This is a genomic window from Staphylococcus microti (genome assembly GCF_000934465.1).
Classification (GTDB): Bacteria; Bacillota; Bacilli; order Staphylococcales; family Staphylococcaceae; genus Staphylococcus; species Staphylococcus microti.
This window is the reverse complement of record NZ_JXWY01000014.1, coordinates 17,045-37,257: the sequence shown is the minus strand read 5'-3', so window position 1 is coordinate 37,257 and position 20,213 is coordinate 17,045. Positions and strand designations below refer to the sequence as shown.

18 protein-coding genes are annotated in these 20,213 nt (G+C 35.4%); 16 read left to right on the top strand and 2 right to left on the bottom strand.

The annotated features are described in order from the left end of the window. From trmL to TP70_RS02550, 8 genes are all read left to right on the top strand, one after another. Positions 1 to 471: a tRNA (uridine(34)/cytosine(34)/5-carboxymethylaminomethyluridine(34)-2'-O)-methyltransferase TrmL gene (trmL, locus tag TP70_RS02580; protein ID WP_044359119.1), complete on the top strand. Its 471-nt coding sequence runs from the start codon at positions 1 to 3 to the stop codon at positions 469 to 471. Between the two features lie 21 nt (positions 472 to 492). Continuing rightward, positions 493 to 1,677 carry an N-acetylglucosamine-6-phosphate deacetylase gene (gene nagA, locus TP70_RS02575; RefSeq protein ID WP_044359118.1) on the top strand — a complete coding sequence of 395 codons (1,185 nt, stop codon included), beginning with the start codon at positions 493 to 495 and terminating at the stop codon, positions 1,675 to 1,677. 17 nt (positions 1,678 to 1,694) lie between these two features. Continuing rightward, positions 1,695 to 2,294, top strand: a complete 600-nt coding sequence (locus TP70_RS02570) for a 6-phosphogluconolactonase (RefSeq protein WP_044359117.1) — start codon at positions 1,695 to 1,697, stop codon at positions 2,292 to 2,294. 18 nt (positions 2,295 to 2,312) lie between these two features. Further along, positions 2,313 to 2,471, top strand: a complete 159-nt coding sequence (locus TP70_RS12360) for an SAS053 family DNA gyrase inhibitor (protein WP_169743595.1) — start codon at positions 2,313 to 2,315, stop codon at positions 2,469 to 2,471. A 172-nt stretch (positions 2,472 to 2,643) separates the two neighbouring features. Continuing rightward, complete coding sequence (locus tag TP70_RS02565) at positions 2,644 to 3,051, top strand: hypothetical protein (RefSeq protein ID WP_044359115.1); 408 nt, start codon at positions 2,644 to 2,646, stop codon at positions 3,049 to 3,051. Positions 3,052 to 3,249: 198 nt separating this feature from the next. Continuing rightward, positions 3,250 to 4,635: a class II fumarate hydratase gene (gene fumC, locus TP70_RS02560; protein ID WP_044359113.1), complete on the top strand. Its 1,386-nt coding sequence runs from the start codon at positions 3,250 to 3,252 to the stop codon at positions 4,633 to 4,635. 21 nt (positions 4,636 to 4,656) lie between these two features. Next, positions 4,657 to 6,183, top strand: a complete 1,527-nt coding sequence (ppx, locus tag TP70_RS02555; protein ID WP_044359112.1) for an exopolyphosphatase — start codon at positions 4,657 to 4,659, stop codon at positions 6,181 to 6,183. Between the two features lie 179 nt (positions 6,184 to 6,362). Next, the gene (locus TP70_RS02550; RefSeq protein WP_044359110.1) at positions 6,363 to 8,531 is read left to right on the top strand and encodes an RNA degradosome polyphosphate kinase; all 2,169 of its coding nucleotides are present in this window, start codon (positions 6,363 to 6,365) and stop codon (positions 8,529 to 8,531) included. A gap of 283 nt (positions 8,532 to 8,814) precedes the next feature. Here TP70_RS02550 and TP70_RS02545 read toward each other — a convergent pair whose 3' ends face one another. Continuing rightward, a complete protein-coding gene (locus TP70_RS02545) occupies positions 8,815 to 9,642 on the bottom strand; it encodes an RluA family pseudouridine synthase (protein ID WP_044359109.1) in 828 nt (275 codons plus the stop codon). Positions 9,643 to 9,765: 123 nt separating this feature from the next. Between TP70_RS02545 and TP70_RS02540 the strand changes: the two genes are divergently transcribed. Both TP70_RS02540 and TP70_RS02535 read left to right on the top strand, forming a co-directional pair. Further along, positions 9,766 to 10,893 carry a GAF domain-containing sensor histidine kinase gene (locus TP70_RS02540; RefSeq protein ID WP_044359108.1) on the top strand — a complete coding sequence of 376 codons (1,128 nt, stop codon included), beginning with the start codon at positions 9,766 to 9,768 and terminating at the stop codon, positions 10,891 to 10,893. Further along, positions 10,893 to 11,519, top strand: a complete 627-nt coding sequence (locus TP70_RS02535; RefSeq protein WP_044359106.1) for a response regulator transcription factor — start codon at positions 10,893 to 10,895, stop codon at positions 11,517 to 11,519. Before TP70_RS02540 ends, TP70_RS02535 begins: the two co-directional genes overlap by 1 nt. A 57-nt stretch (positions 11,520 to 11,576) precedes the next feature. On the opposite strand, the gene TP70_RS02530 is transcribed toward TP70_RS02535, so the two are convergent. After that, entirely contained in the window at positions 11,577 to 12,863 is a 1,287-nt protein-coding gene (locus TP70_RS02530; protein WP_044359105.1) for a dicarboxylate/amino acid:cation symporter, read from the bottom strand. A gap of 267 nt (positions 12,864 to 13,130) precedes the next feature. Here TP70_RS02530 and TP70_RS02525 point away from each other — a divergent pair, with 267 nt between their 5' ends. From TP70_RS02525 to TP70_RS02500, 6 genes are all read left to right on the top strand, one after another. Further along, positions 13,131 to 14,012: a cation diffusion facilitator family transporter gene (locus TP70_RS02525; protein ID WP_044359104.1), complete on the top strand. Its 882-nt coding sequence runs from the start codon at positions 13,131 to 13,133 to the stop codon at positions 14,010 to 14,012. A 434-nt stretch (positions 14,013 to 14,446) separates the two neighbouring features. Continuing rightward, positions 14,447 to 15,775: a glycosyltransferase family 2 protein gene (locus TP70_RS02520; RefSeq protein WP_044359102.1), complete on the top strand. Its 1,329-nt coding sequence runs from the start codon at positions 14,447 to 14,449 to the stop codon at positions 15,773 to 15,775. Position 15,776: 1 nt separating this feature from the next. Beyond that, the gene (locus TP70_RS02515; RefSeq protein WP_044359101.1) at positions 15,777 to 16,421 is read left to right on the top strand and encodes a glycosyltransferase family 2 protein; all 645 of its coding nucleotides are present in this window, start codon (positions 15,777 to 15,779) and stop codon (positions 16,419 to 16,421) included. After that, entirely contained in the window at positions 16,418 to 17,971 is a 1,554-nt protein-coding gene (locus tag TP70_RS02510) for a CDP-glycerol glycerophosphotransferase family protein (RefSeq protein WP_044359100.1), read from the top strand. The genes TP70_RS02515 and TP70_RS02510 overlap by 4 nt, the downstream gene beginning before the upstream one ends. Before the next feature lie 474 nt (positions 17,972 to 18,445). Then, complete coding sequence (gene xdrA / locus TP70_RS02505; RefSeq protein WP_044359098.1) at positions 18,446 to 18,910, top strand: XRE family transcriptional regulator XdrA; 465 nt, start codon at positions 18,446 to 18,448, stop codon at positions 18,908 to 18,910. Positions 18,911 to 19,081: 171 nt separating this feature from the next. Then, a complete protein-coding gene (locus TP70_RS02500; protein ID WP_044359097.1) occupies positions 19,082 to 20,212 on the top strand; it encodes a DUF445 domain-containing protein in 1,131 nt (376 codons plus the stop codon). Position 20,213 lies beyond the last annotated feature (1 nt).

The window sequence follows — 20,213 nt, the reverse complement described above, 5'->3', positions numbered from 1 at the left end:
ATGACAATTCATGTTGTGTTATATCAACCTGAGATTCCAGCGAACACTGGAAATATCGCACGTACATGTGCAGCAACAGATACTAAATTACATTTAATTCGACCTTTAGGGTTCAGCACTGATGACAAAATGTTGCGCCGTGCTGGTTTGGATTATTGGAAATTTGTAGATATTACGTATTATGACAGTATTGAAGAATTTTTTGAAAAAACTGATGGCACTTATTATTTATTGACGAAGTTCGGTTCTCAGCCACATACAGCTTTAGATTTTTCTAACAAGGAAACAGACCATTATTTCATTTTCGGTAAAGAGACAACGGGACTACCGAGTTGGGTTAAAGAACGCTATGAAAATACAGCAATGCGTGTGCCTATGAATGACAACGTGCGTTCACTTAACTTATCTAACACCGCAGCCATTTTAATTTATGAAGCATTACGTCAACAAGACTATCCAGGCTTACAATAATTCAAAAAAGAAGGGATTCTCATGACAAAAATGTATGTAATACAAGGTGGACGAATTTATACGGAAGATGGTGTCATTCAAAACGGACATATCATTGTGAAAGACGGATGTATTCATCAAATTAAACATTTCCCTTATCAAGGACCGTTAGAAGTTGTTGATGCGTCTGATCAGCATATTTTACCAGGCTTTATTGATATTCATATTCATGGGGGCTATGGTCATGATGTGATGGACGCTTCGGTTGAGGGGCTAGCCGCGTTGTCTAAAGGCTTACTAAGCGAAGGAACGACAAGCTATCTTGCTACAACGATGACGCAATCACCAGCAGCGATTCATGGTGCGTTAAAAACAGTGACACAATATGTCGAAGCATCTAAACAAGCGTCATCAGAGCCAGCTGCTGAAATATTAGGTGTTCATTTGGAAGGACCGTTTATTTCGGAACATAAAGTAGGCGCGCAAAATCCTGACTTTGTACAACGTCCATCCGTACAACAAGTTCAAGAATTTCAACAATCTGCAAATCATATGATCAAAGTTATGACGTATGCACCGGAAGTTGAAGGTGCTCAAGAAACGTTAAAAGCATTGAGTAATGAGATTATTTTTTCAATTGGGCATACGGTTGCGACATATGAACAAGCGAATGAAGCGGCTGACAACGGTGCCAAACATGTGACACATCTTTATAATGCGGCGACACCGTTTGCACATCGTGAGCCGGGTGTATTCGGTGCGGCATGGACGAATCCATTTTTACATACTGAACTGATTGTCGATGGTATTCATGCGCATCCAGCGGCTGTCGATGTCGCGTATCGAATGAAAGGAAATCGTGCGTTCTATTTGATTACCGATGCGATGCGTGCCAAAGGGCTACAAGATGGCGAGTATGATTTGGGTGGCCAAAATGTTATTGTTAAAGGTAAAGAAGCACGTTTAGCAAGTGGTGCATTGGCAGGCAGTATTTTAAAAATGAATGATGGATTACGCAATTTATTGAAATATACAAATGCATCATTAGAAGATTTATGGCGTGTAACAAGTTATAATCAAGCTAAGGCATTGAATGTTTTGTCACATAAAGGTAGTTTGACAGAAGGTAAAGATGCAGATATTGTTATTTTGAATGACAATATGGATGTTTTAACAACGATTAAATCAGGGTATGTAGTGAATAATATCGAAAACAAGCAAGCATAATTGAGGAGTGAATGACGATGGCAATGAACTTTAAAATTTTCAAAGATCAAGAAACGGCTGCGACTTTTGTTGCGGATATTTTAAGAAAACAATTTAGCAATAATTCAACAACGATTGCAGGAATTCATTTGGAACATGATCAAGCACCTGTTAACACAGCATTACAACAAAATGTTGAAAAAAATCCGGTAGACTTTAGTCAAATTCATATTTTGGACTATGACAAAAATGCCGCTTTTTATAAAGCATTAGGAGTACCAGAAAAGCAAATTCATGAAATTCCTGAAGATGAAAAAGTAGAATCATTTATTAAACATCACGCTAAAACGAAAGAAAACAAAGGTAAATTGACAATGCAAGTCGTGACAATTGATCGTGATGGTAATATTGGTATCCCAATGAATGATGGTGTGTTAGGTGCACGTGAAATTATTGTAGTATTAACAGGTAGTGAAAAAGCTGAAGTTGTACGTAAATTATACGAAGAGAATGGCAGTACGACATTTGTACCTTCAAGCTTAAAATCACATCGTATGGTGAACGTGGTGTTAGACGACGCAGCAGCACAAGGTTTACCTGAAGATGTAAGAGCATACTTCACAGCACTTTATGCATAATAATAAGGAGGGTGTGTCATGAACAAACAAGAAAATGAACATGGCATGGTGGACAGCTTTGAAGAAGTCGTTGAGTTAGGAAAAGAGATGGAACAAATCTCTAATGAAAATGACGAAGAAAAGTATGATCAAACGCACGATGAAGCGGTTCGTAGCGATCGAGATACGGACAAATAGGAAATGTATAACGCGCTAGTAACTGAATGGAAAAACGGTTGCTAGCGTGTTTTATAATAACAGCACAGTGTCTGTTGAAGTGGATAGAAAGGGTTGTAATTTTGTCACTATGCATATGTAATGGATATGATAAAATAGTGGAGAATTGACTAACTAACTTAAGGTGACAATTATGAAAATATATCGATACTGGGTTCCATTACTAGTTGTATCAACGCTTGTGAATTTGCTTTCTATTAAAGGATTTCCATTAGCACTAGGGACGTTATACTTGCCAGTTCTTTTTAAAGTTGTACAATTGCAAATGAATTTGTCGAAAGGGCTTGTTGATGATACAGTAACGCCTGAGACGTTTATTCGTAGCAATCAAAAAGGAATTGTTATTAGTGTAATTTGTTGTATTGCGATTACGATTGGCTTGTACATTTATCTAGATCATTTTTATATGAGCCTCAATGGCGTATGGGCGATACTGATTCAAATGAGTCCACTGTCAGTTGTTGTTGGTATGATCTTATACATTTTGACAGCAATTGCCGTTGTACAAGCAGTGAAACAGCGTTATCAAACACAATCATAAAGTGAAAGCGTATTTTAGCATGACGAGATCATGTTAAGATACGCTTTTTATTCGTGTGACAAGATAGCGTTTACATCCTTGGTGTACAGACTACAAATTTTTGTCACAGAAGTTCGAGATGTAATTGAATGAATATTTCGTTTAATGCTATAATTTAAGTGAAGAGATGAAACAAAAATAATAAAGGGGTCGAGTTATATGTCAGTAAGAATTGAACATGATACATTTGGAGAAATCGAAGTACCAGCGGATAAATACTGGGGTGCGCAAACGCAACGCAGTAAGCAAAACTTCCCAGTTGGTAAAGAGAAGATGCCGATTGAAGTAGTGTACGGTTTTGCACAATTAAAACGTGCCGCAGCGCTTGCGAACAACGAATTAGGAAAGTTAAGCGATGCGAAAAAAAACGCAATCGTTCACGCGTGTGATCGTATTTTAGCTGGGGAATTAGATGAACATTTCCCATTAGTTGTATGGCAAACAGGTAGTGGGACGCAAAGTAACATGAACGTCAATGAAGTAGTCAGCTTTGTAGCCAATGAATATTTGGTAGAACAAGGTAGTGACGAAAAAATCCATCCGAACGATGACGTGAACAAGTCTCAAAGTTCGAACGATACATTCCCAACTGCGATGCACGTGGCATTGTATCACGAAATTGAACAAAAATTAGTACCAGCATTAAAAGGATTACGCGACACATTTTATAAAAAAGAGCAAGCATACCAAGATATTATTAAAATTGGACGTACGCACTTACAAGATGCGACGCCAATTACACTTGGGCAAGAAATTAGTGGTTGGCGCTATATGTTAGATGTTTGCGAACAATTGTTAACAGATTCTAAAAAACATATTTTAAACTTAGCAATTGGTGGAACTGCTGTAGGTACAGGTATTAATGCACATCCTGAGTTTGGCGATAAAGTCGCAGCACATATTGCAGAAAATACAGGATATCCGTTTGTATCTTCACCGAATAAGTTCCATGCGTTAACTGCACACGATGAAGTTGTGCAATTGCACGGAAGTTTAAAAGCACTTGCTGGTGACTTGATGAAGATTGCCAACGATGTAAGATGGTTAGCGTCTGGACCACGTGCAGGTTTAGCTGAAATTTCAATTCCTGAGAATGAGCCAGGTTCATCAATCATGCCAGGTAAAGTAAACCCGACACAATGTGAAATGTTAACAATGGTGGCTGTACAAGTAATGGGTAACGATACAGTTGTTGGTATTTCTAGCTCACAAGGTAACTTTGAATTGAATGTATTTAAACCTGTTATTCTTCATAATACGCTACAATCTATCTACTTATTAGCGGATGGTATGAATACATTTAATGAAAACTGTGCGGTTGGTATTGAACCAATTGAGTCACATATTGATAATTACTTGAACCAATCGTTAATGTTAGTAACAGCATTAAACCCACACATCGGTTATGAAAATGCTGCAGCAATTGCTAAAAAAGCACATAGAGAAGGATTGACACTTAAAGAAGCAGCCATTCAATCTGGTCATTTAACAGAAGAACAGTTTGAACAATGGATTCGTCCAGCTGACATGGTGCATCCGAAATAATTGAGGAGGCAACTCTTACGTATGGAACGCAACGGTTTAATAGATATTGGATCAAATACGATTCGACTTGTTATTTTTGAATTTGATCATGAGACAGGTTTGAACGAAATCCAAAATATAAAAACACCTGCACGTCTAAGTCAATACTTAGACGATGCAGGGAATATGCAAGAGGACGGTATTGACGTATTAGTAACAGCGTTACAAAGTTTTAAAAAAGTGGCAGAAGCATTTGAAGTGACTGCACTGCATCCGATTGCGACTGCAGCGATTCGTCAGTCGAAGAACAGAGATGCCATTATTGCGCGTGTGAAGCAAGAAGTAGACATTGACATTATTCTTATTCCTGAAGAAGATGAAGCATTTTACGGTTCATACGCCGTGACCCACACAACCGATATACAAGATGGTGTGACAGTAGACATCGGTGGCGGTTCGACAGAGTTAACATACTTTAAAAACAAAAAAATTAAGCAAGCCATCAGTTTTCCATTTGGCGTTGTGACATTGACACGTATGTTTTTTGAAGACAAACCGCACAATGATAAAGAAGCGCTCAAAAAAATGGAGAAGTTTCTTAAAAAATCATTTAGTAAAGCGGAATGGATTGTCGATAAAGCTGTACCACTCGTCGGTATCGGCGGTTCAGCACGAAACTGCGCACGCATTCATCAAGCTTTGCGTCACTATCCGATAGCAGGGGTTCATGGCTATACGATGTCGCACGAAGATTTGACAGAAGTATACGACACATTAAAAGCATATTCACGAGATGAGCTCGTTAATCTAGACGGACTCAGTCGAGATCGTATGGATATTATCGTACCAGCTGTCGTTGTATTCAACGTGTTGTATAACATGATTCAAGCAGAGGCGTTTACGTTTTCTCGTAAAGGGATTCGTGAAGGATTTATTATGCATCAAGTCGCGAAGACACATCGTGGTGAGTTTAAAAAAGAAAACGTTCAAAGCGACGCATTACGTCATTTGGCGAATGAATATAAAATTGAGCCATCAGGTGCGATGCAACGTCAAAAACTTGCAGAAGCTTTGTTAAAACAACTCACAGCACGCGGTAAGTTGAAAATTGATGAAACCGTGAAGAAACGCTTTTTACAAGCAGCATATCTCTACTATTTAGGTAAGTTCATTGATTTTGACTCAAGTTCGCAACATACGTACTACATTATTGCCAATTCAAGTATTAACGGCTTGTCACATAAGGAACGTGTGAGATTAGCATTACTGACGAGTTTCAAAAACAAGTCGTTATTAAAACAATATAGTGATGAGACGCATTGGTTTTCAGATGATGAATTGAGTGATATTCAAGCGTTAGGCGGTATTATTAAATTTGTAAATGCACTGAACATTTCTAATACAAATACAGTGAATCAAGTTGAATTAACAACAGATGCATCGCAATATCAACTCAATGTTTATTATCAAGGGGAACCGATTGCTGAAATTTATCAGTCAAATCGTCAAAAAAAGCACATTGAAAAGATATTGAAAAACAAACTCAACATTCAATTTATAAAAATTTAGTATTGTATATGAAGGTGTAATGAAAGTGATGATGTCAGGACTGCCGAGAGAATAAAGATTGATCATGGAAATGGGACTTTTGCTCTGGGAAACCGACAAATGCTTTTGTCCCAATTTCTTGTCAACGGATGTCTTAATTAGTATCACAACCTAAGTATCATGCATATAGAATGAGGTGGATGAAAACAGTGACAAATAATAATTTGAAAATTGATATTAATGACCCTAGTTTTTATAACAATCGAGAAGTAAGTTGGCTTGATTTTAACTATCGCGTGTTACAAGAAGCGTGTGATAAGACCAATCCGTTGTTAGAAAGACTGAATTTTATTGCAATCGGTAGCTCTAATCTTGACGAATTTTTTATGGTACGTGTCGCAGGTTTAAAAGACCAAGTGAAAATGGGATATGATAAGCCTGAAAACAAATCACAATTAACACCGTCAGAACAACTCCAAGCGATTGAAAGAAAAAATCGTAAAAACGTTTCGTTCCAATATCATCGTTTTAATGAACTGATGGAAGAATTAAAAGCCTATGATGTGTATCTAACAAGACCAGACGAATTGAGTGAAGCATTACAAGAACGTTTGGAAACCATTTTCTTAAATGAAATCTTACCAACGTTGACGCCACTTGGTATTGATGCCTATCGTCCATTTCCTAAATTGAACAACAAAACATTAAATATTTTTGTAGATATTGATACAGGAAATGAAGTGAATTCTGCGATTGTTCAAATTCCGACGTTGCTAGATCGTTTCACAACGATTAATGATGGTAACAAGCATTACATCATCTTAATTGAAGACATTATTTCACATTTTATGGGGTACTTATTCCGAGGATATGAAATTTTGAATACGTACACATTCAGAATTACGCGTAATGCGGACTTAATGATTCATGAAGATGGTGCGGAAGATTTACTGATCGAAATTGAACGTTTTTTGAAAGAACGAAAAAGCGGGGCGGCAGTGCGTCTAGAAATCGATCATCGTGGTCAACAAGACTTGGAAATGGATTGGCTGATAGATACGCTAGAGCTAACGCCAGAAGATGTTTATTATACAAATGGGCCACTTGATTTAACGATGGTATTTGAGTTGGTAGGTCATTTGTCGAACAAACTCAAAGACTTAAAATATCCACGTTATACACCACAAGTGCCACAATCATTAGGGGATCATAACGTTTATGATTTAGCGCTTAAACGTGACATCTTTTTCCATCATCCATATGAATCATTTGATCCAATTGTGGACTTTATTAAAGAAGCATCGGAAGATCCGAATACGATGGCTATCAAGCAAACATTGTATCGTGTAAGTAGCGATTCACCAATTATTGAAGCGCTGAAAAATGCGGCGGAAAACGGCAAACAAGTCACTGTGCTTGTTGAGTTGAAAGCACGCTTTGATGAGGAAAACAATGTGCATTGGGCACGTATGTTGGAAGAAGCGGGTTGCCATGTGATGTATGGGATGACGCATTTGAAAACGCACAGTAAAATTACATTGGTTGTGAAACGTATTAATGGCGAATTAGTGCCGTTTGTACATTTAGGTACTGGTAACTACAATGATAAAACGGCGAAACTTTATACAGATATGGGGATTATCACAACAAATAAGAAAATTGCACAAGATGCGATGAGTTTCTTTAACTATTTGAGTGGTTATTCCATTAAGCCGGATTATCAAGAATTAATCGTCGCACCATATGAAATTCGCGATTTATTTATCGAACGTATTGATGAAGAAATCGAAAGTCATAAGAAACATGGCAACGGTAAAATGATGATGAAAATGAACTCATTAACGGATAAAGCACTGATCAAGAAGCTGTTTGAAGCATCACAAGCAGGTGTGAAAGTGCAGCTCATTATTCGAGGAATTTGTTGCTTGAAACCAGGTATTCCGGGTGTAAGTGAGAACATTGAAGTCGTAAGTATTGTCGGACGCTTGCTGGAACATTCACGTATTTATTACTTCCACAACAATGGCGATGCACGCATTTACTTATCATCAGCAGATATGATGACACGTAACATGATTAAACGTGTTGAAATCTTGTTCCCAGTGTTGGATAAACATATTGCCAAACGTTTAGTGGATTACATGAACCTTCAGTTGTCTGATAACCAAAAAGGACGTTATCAAGATCGTTATGGTGTGTATCACTATGTGGAAAATAATTTAGATCCATTAAATGCACAAGAATATTTAATGAATGAAGCAATGGAATACGGTATCCAATTAAAGAAAGACAATATCGTTGAAACAGGCCAACCTGTCCGTGCAGCATCTGGCTGGGTGCGTCGGTTTCGAAACAAATTAAAACGTTAAAAACACAACGTATACTTGGTGTTAAAACGACCACAATGCGTCATAGAGAAAGCTATGAAGTGTTGTGGTCGTTTATTAGTTTTTACAGCCCAAAAAACGGGGGTGAGATACAGGAAATTTCTTTTAAATAAGTAAGCAAATATTTGTAAATGGCAGTAGGTGTCTGAAGTGAAAATACGTTTTAAAAAACTTTTTTCACTTCTAGCCACCCTTGCCGGGGCGGGACGACGAAAGCTTTTTTCAAAAATAAACTTTCTGTCCCGCTCCCGTTTATCATAAAAGTTTATTCGGCGTCATCCAATGTGACAGAAACAGTTTCTTGTGTAAAAGGATGAACAAATTCAATTTGATAACTTTCTAGCTTCAATTGACGTAATGTAGCATCGCTATACAACGGATCACCTAGTACAGGATGACCGATTTCAGCGAGATGTACACGGATTTGATGTGTACGGCCAGTGTCTAATTTCACGTAAAGCTGGCATACACCTTCTTTTAACATTTCTGATTTGATAATATGTGTGACTGCACGTTGTCCTGTTGGTGACACACGACGTTTATTCGGATGAAATTTATCTTTACCGATAGGCATGTCGATTGTTTGCGGTTTAATTGGCAGTAAACTTTTAACTTGTGCACGATAAATACGATGAATTTCATTGTCTTCTAACATATGATCCAAGATTTTTTTGACCAACGGATTTTTGGCAACAATCAGCAACCCGACTGTTTCTTGATCAAGACGATGGATTGGCTCCACATACGGACAATCCAATGTGTAAATAACATGATTCATTAACGTATTACTTTCTTTCAAGTCGTTTGGATGTGTCTTCACACCTTTTGGTTTTAATACAATTGCCAAGTAATCATCTTCATATACGATATTGGCGTAGCGATAACTCGGTAAATATTGACTTTTAGCGTCAGAATCAGGTAATACAACGTGATCGCCTTTGTGAACTGTTGTATTCAACGTAGCTGGCGCATCATTAACAGTGATTTCTTTTGACATATTGAGTTGATGTAATTCTTTTTTTGGTAATTTTAAAGTTTGAAACATGGTTCTTAAAGTCATGTTATCAAACGGTTGAGGGATCAAAATCTTCATAATAGCCTCCTTAAGTCTTTCTATCATACCACAAAACAGCATGTGCTGTGAGCAGTCCGGATATTTTTCACAATAATTGATAACATGTATAATACAAGTGATAGCGATATGGGAGATGAGTGCATGGAGAAGCCAACACGATTAGCTTTATTAAAAGAGATTGCGGAATTCCTAAATGAAGAAACTGAATTACAGTCGATGATGGATGGCGCGTTAGATTACTTGATAGAAGGCAGCGACTTTACGACAGGTTGGATTTTCTTTATTGATGAGACAGGGACACATACACTAGCATCGCATCGTAGCTTACCAAAAGCTTTAATGAATGATCATTGTAAATATATGACTGAGGGTACTTGTTGGTGTGTGCAATCCTATCATAATAAAAAGTTAACGAAAGCTTCCAATATTATTAGTTGTTCACGTATTAATCTTGCCAGTCGTGAGTATGCGACCGAAACGGAAGATATTACACATCATGCGACGGTACCGTTGAAGTCAGGAACGGAGCAGTTTGGTTTGTTAAATGTGGCGACACCGCATACACAACATTATAGCGATGAGGACCTAGAATTGTTGGAGTCCGTTGCGTTCCAAATTGGTTCGGCGATAAAACGTATTGATTTAACGGATCAAGAAAAAGAAGCGGCGCGTATCAATGAACGTAACCGTCTAGCACGTGATTTACATGACTCCGTAAACCAGATGTTATTTTCATTAAAGCTAACGGCACATGCGGCCGGTCAAATGGCACAAGATGATATGTCGAAACGTGCTTTTTCACAAATTGAAGTGACAAGTCAAAATGCGGTAAATGAAATGCGCGCGTTAATTTGGCAACTCAAACCAGTTGGCTTAGAAAAAGGGTTAGTCCATGCGATAAAACAGTATGCTGACTTGATAGATATTCAAGTCCATGTTTCGGTTTCAGGTTTGATTGATTTAGAAAATAAAATTGAAACGAATGTCTATCGAATCATTCAAGAAGCGATGAATAATACGAAAAAACATGCCGGGACGAATGAAATCTTTGTGACATTAGCGCAAGATGATACACAGTTTGAAGTGACGATTGAGGATAACGGTGTGGGATTTGATCCTAAGGCAGTAGATGAACGTGCGAGTCATGGTTTATTGAATATGAAGCAACGTGTTAAGTTATTGAATGGCACGCTGACATTGGCGTCAAATAATGGGACACGCTTACACATTCAAGTTCCTTATCAGCACAATAATAGGGGGGATAGATAATGGCGAAAGTCGCAATTGTAGATGACCATTATATCGTCAGACAAGGGCTTGAATTTTTATTATCAACACGTGAATCTATAGAAGTTGTAGGGAGTTTTAGTACAGGACAGGCATTGTTAGAGGCATTATCTCAAAAAACGAGCCAGCCAGAGTTAGTATTAGTCGATTTAGTTATGCCTGAAATGAATGGCATTACACTGATTCAGCATTTAAAGCGTGATTTTGCATCCGTAAAAATTTTAGTTTTAACGAGTTATGTAGATGAGGAACATGTGATTTCAGCGATGCATGAAGGCGCAGATGGCTATGAAATGAAAGATGTAGAACCTGAACGTCTGATTGAATCAATACAAAAGGTACTCGACGGTCAAACAGTTATTCATCAAGAGGCACAACAAGTGATGGAAGTGGTGAATAATAAGCCACATGTTCAAAATAAATTATCAAAACGTGAAACAGAAGTATTGGTAGAAATGGCAAAAGGCAAGACAAATAAAGAAATTGCCGATACATTATTTGTATCAGAAAAAACGATTAAAACACATGTTAGTCATATTTTAGCAAAACTTGAAGTAACGGATAGAACGCAAGCAGCATTGTATGCGATGCGTAATCATCTTGTTTAAAGAGAAAACCCTGATCATTGTGTGACATACACAAAATCAGGGTTTTCAAATTTTTAATTATTCCGCGTGCATATGGCCTTTCAACTTACGACCTTCTCGTTCTGATAAAATTAATGCACAAGCAGCGTCGCCTGTAATATTGACCGCAGTACGGGACATGTCTAATAATCGGTCAATACCTAAGATAATACCGATTGCCGCCGGGTTTAAGTCAACAGCCGTTAAAACCATTGCCAACATGATTAAGCCGACACCTGGGACACCTGCTGTTCCGACAGACGCGATAACCGCAACTAATACGACTGTAATTAACTGACCAATTGTTAAGTCAGCACCCATTAATTGCGCGATGAAAATAGTCGCCACACCTTGCATGATTGCTGTACCGTCCATATTCACGGTTGCACCTAATGGTTGAACGAACGATGCAATTTCTGGTTTAACACCCATGCGTTTCGTACATTCCATAGATACTGGTAATGCCGCATTTGAACTTGATCCACCAAATCCTACAGTGATTGCAGGGAAAAAGCCTTTGAAAAATTCGATTGGGCTACGTTTTGCTAAGAACTTCACAGCACCACCATAAACGACAAAGAAATGAATAAGTAGTGCAGCAAGTACAACAATGAAATAGAGTCCTAATTGTCGAATCGCACCAAATCCTGCGCCAGTAAATGCATGCGCTACTAGACCAAAAGTACCAATCGGCGCAAAAATATTCATAACCATTGAAATAATGTACATTAAAACTTCATTGAGCTGGTCAAAAAACTTATGTACTACTTTTGCTTTTTCGCCAACCATCATAATACCAATACCGATAAAAATAGCGAATGTAATGATTTGAAGCATGTTGCCTTCCGTCATAGCTTGTACGGCATTTTTAGGGAAGAAATTAATGACCGTTTGATCAAATGTTTGATTAAATGGTGAATCTTCCGCTTTCTTTTGCGCTGTTAATTCTTTTTGATATGCAGTTACTTCATCACTTTTTAATAAATCTGAATGACCTGCACCTGGTTTAACTAATAAGGCTAAAGTCATCGCCAAAATAATGGCTAATGCTGTTGTTGATAAGAAGAAAACCATCGTTTTAAGTCCAATGCCACCTAATAACTTTGGATCTCCTACACCAATTACCCCAAGTACAATAGAAACAAAAACAACTGGTACAACGAGCATAAAGATAAGATTTAAAAAAATCTGACCTATTAAATTAAACCCATATTGATCGATAAATGAAACAAACTTTGCACCTTCATAAAAGTTAAAAATGGAGCCAATCGAAATCCCCAACACAAGTGCAATAATGATCTTGACGGTTAATCCCTTAAATTTCATGATATTTGTCCTCCCTTTATATTACCTAAATACATTCCAACCGTAGTTATATCATCTTACAATTCGATATATCATATTCTACGCAACTATCTGTGTATAAAAAATCTTATTTGACCTACACAGCAGCTTATAAATAATTATAGTCAGAACATTATCAATTTTGCAACGTATTTTTCATTCGCATTCTTTACGTTTTTATAGGATAATAGTGAGATGCTATAATTTATTTACAAGTATTTCATCATTTTATATTTGGGGTGTCCAAACATGCAGTTGGATTATAAAATTACGCAAGCAAAAAAAGGGGCATGGCTAAGTATTATTACTTATACCTTTTTAACAATACTAAAAGTCTTTTATGGATGGATTGCCAATAGTCGTGGTCTAACGGCAGATGGTATTAATAACGCTACAGATGTCATTAGCTCGATTGCTATTTTAGTAGCTTTACATATTTCAATGAAACCTGTCGATAAAAACCACCCGTATGGGCATTATCGCTCAGAATTTATCGCTGCACTCATTGCTTCATTTATTATGTTTGCTGTGAGTATCCAAGTCATTGTGACAGGTGTCCAACATTTTTATCAAGGACATTTTCAACAACCAAGCGACTCAGCCGTCGTTGTCGGTGTCATATCCAGTTTTGTGATGTTTATTGTTTTTCTTTATAACCGTAACTTAGCACGAAAAGTAAAAAGTAGTGCTTTAAAAGCAGCAAGTTACGATAACCTTTCCGATGCGCTTGTATCACTTGGTACGGTTATTGGTATCGTTGGTGTGTATCTAGGCGTTCCGATGCTTGATACATTGGCTGCAATTGTAATTGGTCTCCTCATTATGAAAACGAGTATTGATATATTTAAAGAAACAGCCGTTACATTAACAGATGGCTACGATGAAGAAGAACTTGCTTATATTCATGAATGTATCAGCGCAATTGTTGGTATACAGGAAATTAGAGATATTAAAGCACGCAGTCATGGTGTTATATCATTCATTGACGTAACCATTGCGGTGGATCCTAATTTATCAGTTGTCGAAAGTCATGAAATTTCAGATCAAGTCGAAACAAGACTTAAAGAAAATTTAGGAGAAGTAGAAACAATCGTACATATTGAACCGTATTGGACGAATGACGGTGCATAATTATTATGTATTAAATTATAAATAAATATTGAAATTGAGTTACCTACTTATATTCAAGAGAGTGAGTTTTTGAATATAAGTAGGCTTTTTTTATTGTGTGAACAGTTATTATCTGCATAATTAAATTGAGTGTCATTAATTGAATTATATTAAATTAATTTTTAATAATGTTGATTGCTATTGTTAATAAATAGATGAGATTAAAAAATAATAATTTCATATAATGTACTAATAAAATCTATTTACCTATCAATAGTGAGGATATATAATATAAAAAGTATTTAATATTTAAGTTATAAATGAATTTCTTTTGTAATAACCATACATTCAATAGGTTAATTGTTATAAGTCATCATTGTATTTAACCCAATCCTCATATATTTGAGCATATACCATATCGTGAGTTAAATATTAAAAATAATGGAGGTGACGAGATGTTTTCAGTAATAATCTCCACTTATAATGGTAGCGACCATATTTTAAGTACGATTGAAAATGTAAAGAACGCTCTAAAAAATTTTAATTATGAAATGATTATTGTAAATGATGGAAGTGTAGATAATACAAGTAAACTTCTTGAAACCTTCAAAAATGATGATCATTTTAAAATACTCACTCAAAAAAATAAAGGTATTAGCGCATCTCGAAATAGAGGTATGAGACATATCAGTCCATTATCAAAATATGTCGTTTTTATAGATGATTCAGATCAAGTAAGAGAGAACTTCTTTGAGAAAATTGATGCGTTTTTTCGCGAACACGATGATATTGATGTTGCTGCAACACCTTTAATACGTATAAAAAAAGGCGTGCAGAGTCAGCATAGTTTGAATTATCGATTTCACGCTAATAAACAAATCGTTGATATACATACGGATTATCAGTTTATACAGTTTCATATTGGTGGAATGGTGTTCAGAAAAGAACTGTTGGTTGATTTGAATTATCAATTTGATGAGGACTTGAACTTTTGGGAAGATGCAAAATTTATCAATACTATTATATTAGACACCGAAAAATATGGATTAATCCCAGATACTGCATATTTTTATAATAGTGAAAACCCTAACTCACTGAGTAGAGTAGCTTGGAAACTAGAAGAACGTTATATCCCATTAATTGAAAACAGTTATATGTTTTTAATTGAACAATCTAATAAGAGATTTAATAAGACGATTAAATATATCCAGTTTCTCGTTGCAACACATTATAGTGAGTATTTAAAATTCTACAATCAGAACAAAATCATTAACAACTCATTTTTTGATATAGATAAATTTGAAGCTACTTCAAAGAAACTATTCCAAAACATTGATATTGACACTATCTATCAATTAAAAATTTCATACGCGTATATGAATTATATGCTTAATTTAAAAGGAGAACAATTAGATATACATCAGTTATCCGAAGAAATAAGTGTTTATATTCACTCGTTCAATATTTTGACTAGAAACAGTATATTTTCATTTTCAGGTGAGTCTTATAGCATACCTTTAAATGCGAATGTCTACCTGAAGTATGCTTCCAATAAATTAAAACAGGCAAAATTGATAGAACACAGGTCAACTAGTATTTTAGGGAGACCTATTAATGATTTTAGCAAAAATTTATATAAAATTAAAATACCATTGATTTCTTTATTTTTCAGAAGTAGAATGTTAATTAATGTGAATGATATTATTTTTGCAATTAATAATCCTTCTATAATCAGCAGGATATTAAAAAATATACGAAAACAAATTAATTACCGGAGGAAGTAAATTGGATAATATAAAAGTTTCAGTTATTATACCTGTGTTTAATGCCGAAGAATATATCGTAGAGACTTTAAAATCTGTTGAGAACCAGACGTTTAAAAAAGATATCGAAGTAATATTAATTAATGACGGTTCAGAAGATAATTCGGTTCAGGTGATTAATGAATTTATTGCAAATAGTACAAAAGAACACATCCATTACAGAGTCTATGATGATGGGGAAAATAAAGGTCAAGGTGCTCGCAGAAATTTAGGGATTGATATCGCTACTGGAGAATCAATTTTATTTTTAGATTCTGATGATTTCATTGAAGATCAAACACTTGAAATAGCCTATAATCGACTGAGTGGGACAAAAGAAAATGATTTTGTAGTATTTGAATGGGCTTACTATTATCCAGAAACCGGCGTAACGAAATATGTTAATAAAGAGCGATACAACCTTAAATTAGCGTTGTACCGTAATACAGTAGAAATGTTACTGGCTTGTTCAACATACTTCACAGTCAATAAACTTTATAAAAGATCTTTTCTACAGAGGCATCATATCCGATATGGGGAAGGTTATATTTACGAGGATTTTGAATTTTATGTCGCTTGTGCTTTAAAAGCATATCGTGTGCCTGTCATTTCAAACATTCTTTTTTGAAAGCAGTTGAAAATACAAGCGCAAAATTATTAGATGGATATCGCGATCCATATACACCGTATCAAGTCAATAAGTATTTTATATACAGAGCAGTGATGTATGCGGATAAAAGATTACCAAAAGATAAAAAAATGCGTAATGACTTTATTAAGTCAACAATGCAAATTATTAATGCGTATAGTCCTAATATCAAAGTACCAAACGGGGTATTACCGTTATATCATTACGCATTTTCTAAAGGTGTTATTAAAAATTTAGAAGTAGCAAGAATGAAAAAATTATTTAGGCTACACAGGCAAAATAAAATAAACTTTTACCACGCACGTGATATTGAAAAGGCGAAAAGAAAAGCTAAATTTAAAACTAAACTCAACAATAACTACTATTTAAAGCCAGTTATTTATAATGCCCGACGAAAAGTTCATGCGAGAAGAAATGCCAAACAGGCAAGAAAAATTAAACAATACTTAGATTTGAAAATGACGTCAGGTAATATTTTAATGTTTGGTTTCGACTATCAATACCGAGGTAATTCTAAGTATTTATTTGATTATTTGAAAACGCTTTATAGCCCCGAGAATCTTAAATTTGTAACGTTTGATAAAAGAGTGCCAGAAGCATATCGTATTAATCCTAGAAGTAATGAGTTTTTCAATTATTTCTATACGGCTAAAGTTGTCATAGGTGAATCATGGATACCTGCAGCATTTAGAAAGAAAGAAGGGCAAACGTGGATTCAATTATGGCATGGTACACCATTTAAGAAAATGCTGTTTGATTCTAATGAAGCAACCATGCTTGGTTTAAATATCGGGCATAAAGTTAAAATGAAAAATGACATTGCAAGATGGGATTATTTAATTGCTGATTCTGAAATTGCAAAACAAAAATTTAACACGTCATTTGATATGCCAAAAGAAAAAATTATCACTTCAGGCTATCCGAGAAACGAATGGTTAAAAGCAAATCATGATAATGCAGCTGCCATTAAAGCAATAAAAATAAAGAATAACCTTCCTTTAGATAAGAAAATTATTCTTTATGCACCTACGTGGAGAGATTATAACTACAAGAAGCCAGAAGCTAAAAAAGATAAAAACTATATTATGGCGTTTAAAAAGCTGTTAAATCATTTAGGTAATGACTATTGCATTATTAATAAAGCGCACTCAATGGATACACAACCGTCGTGGAATACTGGTATTTCTCAAGTATTTACTGTAAGTGATAAAGTAGATACACAAGAATTATTGGCAATATCTGATATCATTGTAACGGATTATTCCTCAATATATGCTGACCTGATTCATATTAATAAGCCTTTCTATTTCTTGTTTAAAGACTTGCCAAAATTCAACATATCTAGAGGATTATATTCAGATATGTATAAAGATATTTTGAAATTAGTGGCTAATGATGAGGCTGACTTGGCTGCTAAAATCAAAACCAATGCTTTTAAAAACTTTAAAGCACCAGCAAGCTATACAAATAAGAATGTCGAAAATGCATGTGAAAATATTGCTCAGTTAATTGAAGAGAATAGAGATTAAGCAAAATCGTCCAATATAAAATTTTGTAGTGGAGTATATCTTAATGGTAGATTTACTTCACTACTTTTTGCTGTGCAGTGATGAGTATATAGGCACTTAAAAAACAAAGTTAACCGTTAATATCATTACAATCAAAAACCTAAAAAATAGACGTCAATTTATTAAAATATGGCAAAAAATTATGAGCAATATCACTTTTTTTCTAGTTATTTACACATCATTATGCTAAAATAACGAAAGTGTATTACAACGCTAAATAAGTAAATGAAATTTATAAGAGTACATAGAAATAATAAGTGGTATGTTTGAGTTTTGTGACTATTTCGCCTTTTATTGTTTTGAAAAAATAACGGTAATGGCTCTTTTCTTTTACAAGTTTATGTATTAATATGTAATTTGTGTTTCAAGAAATGTGTAGATTTGCAATTTCTTGTGTGCGGATAAAATTTTACTTAAGAAAGGTCGTAATAATAAATGGATAGACAAAGTTTTACAGATTTAATTCAAGCAAAATTTAAAATGGTGCGTATTGAAGCAGGATACACGCAAGATACAATGGCACAAACAATTGGTCTTTCAAAAAAGACGTTAGTACAAATCGAGAAAGAACGTGTGTTACCGAACTGGACAACATGTGTTTCAATCTGTGCGTTATTTAGAGATTCTGAAGTTTTAAATAGCACGTTCGGTTGTGATCCATTAGAAATCGTACAAACTGTTTCACGCAACCAAGCAGCGTATCCAAAATATTCAACAGTAAGCGATATTTATTGGGAAACATTGGCTTCAAAAGGGAACTTTATTTTACAAGCGAATAAAGTAAGCGAACTTTACCGTGTATTAGATGGCGATAAACAACCATTATTTGGTACACCAAAATTAAGAGAAGCTGAAGCTTTCTTCCAACGCTATGCGAAAGAAGACCTTGTTCGCGCATAAGTATTATAGAACATGCATAAATGAGCTGTGACATCACGAGATGTTGCAGTTTTTTTTATTATCGCAACGTATCAAATAGCTATTTTTTAATTATAAGTAAAAGATTTGGTTAAATGTTGTGAGATGTGGAATAATATCGAGGTAGATTAAAAGACTGAGAGGCGAAAGACAATGCAAGCACTACTAGTGGTTCTTTTTATGATGGTGATTGGTGCTGTAATTGGTGGCGTGACCAATATGATTGCAGTGAAAATGCTTTTCCACCCATTTAAAGCGTACTATATTTTCGGGCGACGTGTGCCATTCACGCCGGGACTTATCCCTAAAAGACGAGGGGAAATTGCGGTTAAGATTGGGCAAGTAGTTGAAGATCATTTATTAACAGAGTCATTAATACGTGAAAAACTGAATGCACCTGAAATGCGACAAACGATTAGACAAACGGTTGCCAACCAAGTGGCACGTTTACAGCAAGACGATATGACGATTCAAAGGCTCGCTGAACATTTTGATATAGATGTTGTGAATACGAGTAATCAATGGATCGATCAATTCGTATCTGATAAGTTGCAAGTGAAGTATGAGCAGCATCGCAATCATACACTTGAACAGATAGCGCCCAAGGAGATAATCAGCGTCTTAGATCAGAAAGTTTCAGAACTAGATGGTGTGTTGTTAGAAAAAGCACGCACGTATTTAGAATCTGATAAAGGTTATGCAGATATTTGTGAAATGTTGGATACCTTTTTTATTGAAAAAGGGGGTATCGTTTCAATGTTACAAATGTTTATGACAACTGACGCCATGGCTGAGCGTATTCAAAAAGAATTGATTCGTTTAACCAATCACCATAGAGCACAAAATATTTTAGCGGCACAAATACAACAAGAGTATACAAAATTTAAACAAATGCAGATAGAAACGTTAGTAACACATGAGAACTTTGAACAGATACGTGGACGTGTTGCGGATTATGTATTGATGCAATTGAAGTTATCGCAACGTGCACATCAGCCGTTGAATCGACTTGTACCACAATTGTTCGAACGTTTAGATGTGAATGGCATTGATAAAATTACAGACTTGATTTTAAGCGTATTAGCGAATCGATTATCATCTATTATGCGTCAGGTGAATATTCGCGGCTTAATTGAGGAACAGATCAATCGCTTTGAGTTAGATTATATCGAGCAGTTAATTTTTGAAATTGCGAACAAAGAACTTAAATTAATCATGTTACTTGGCTTTATTTTAGGTGGACTGATTGGAATTTTCCAAGGGGTAATTGCAATCTTTGTATAAT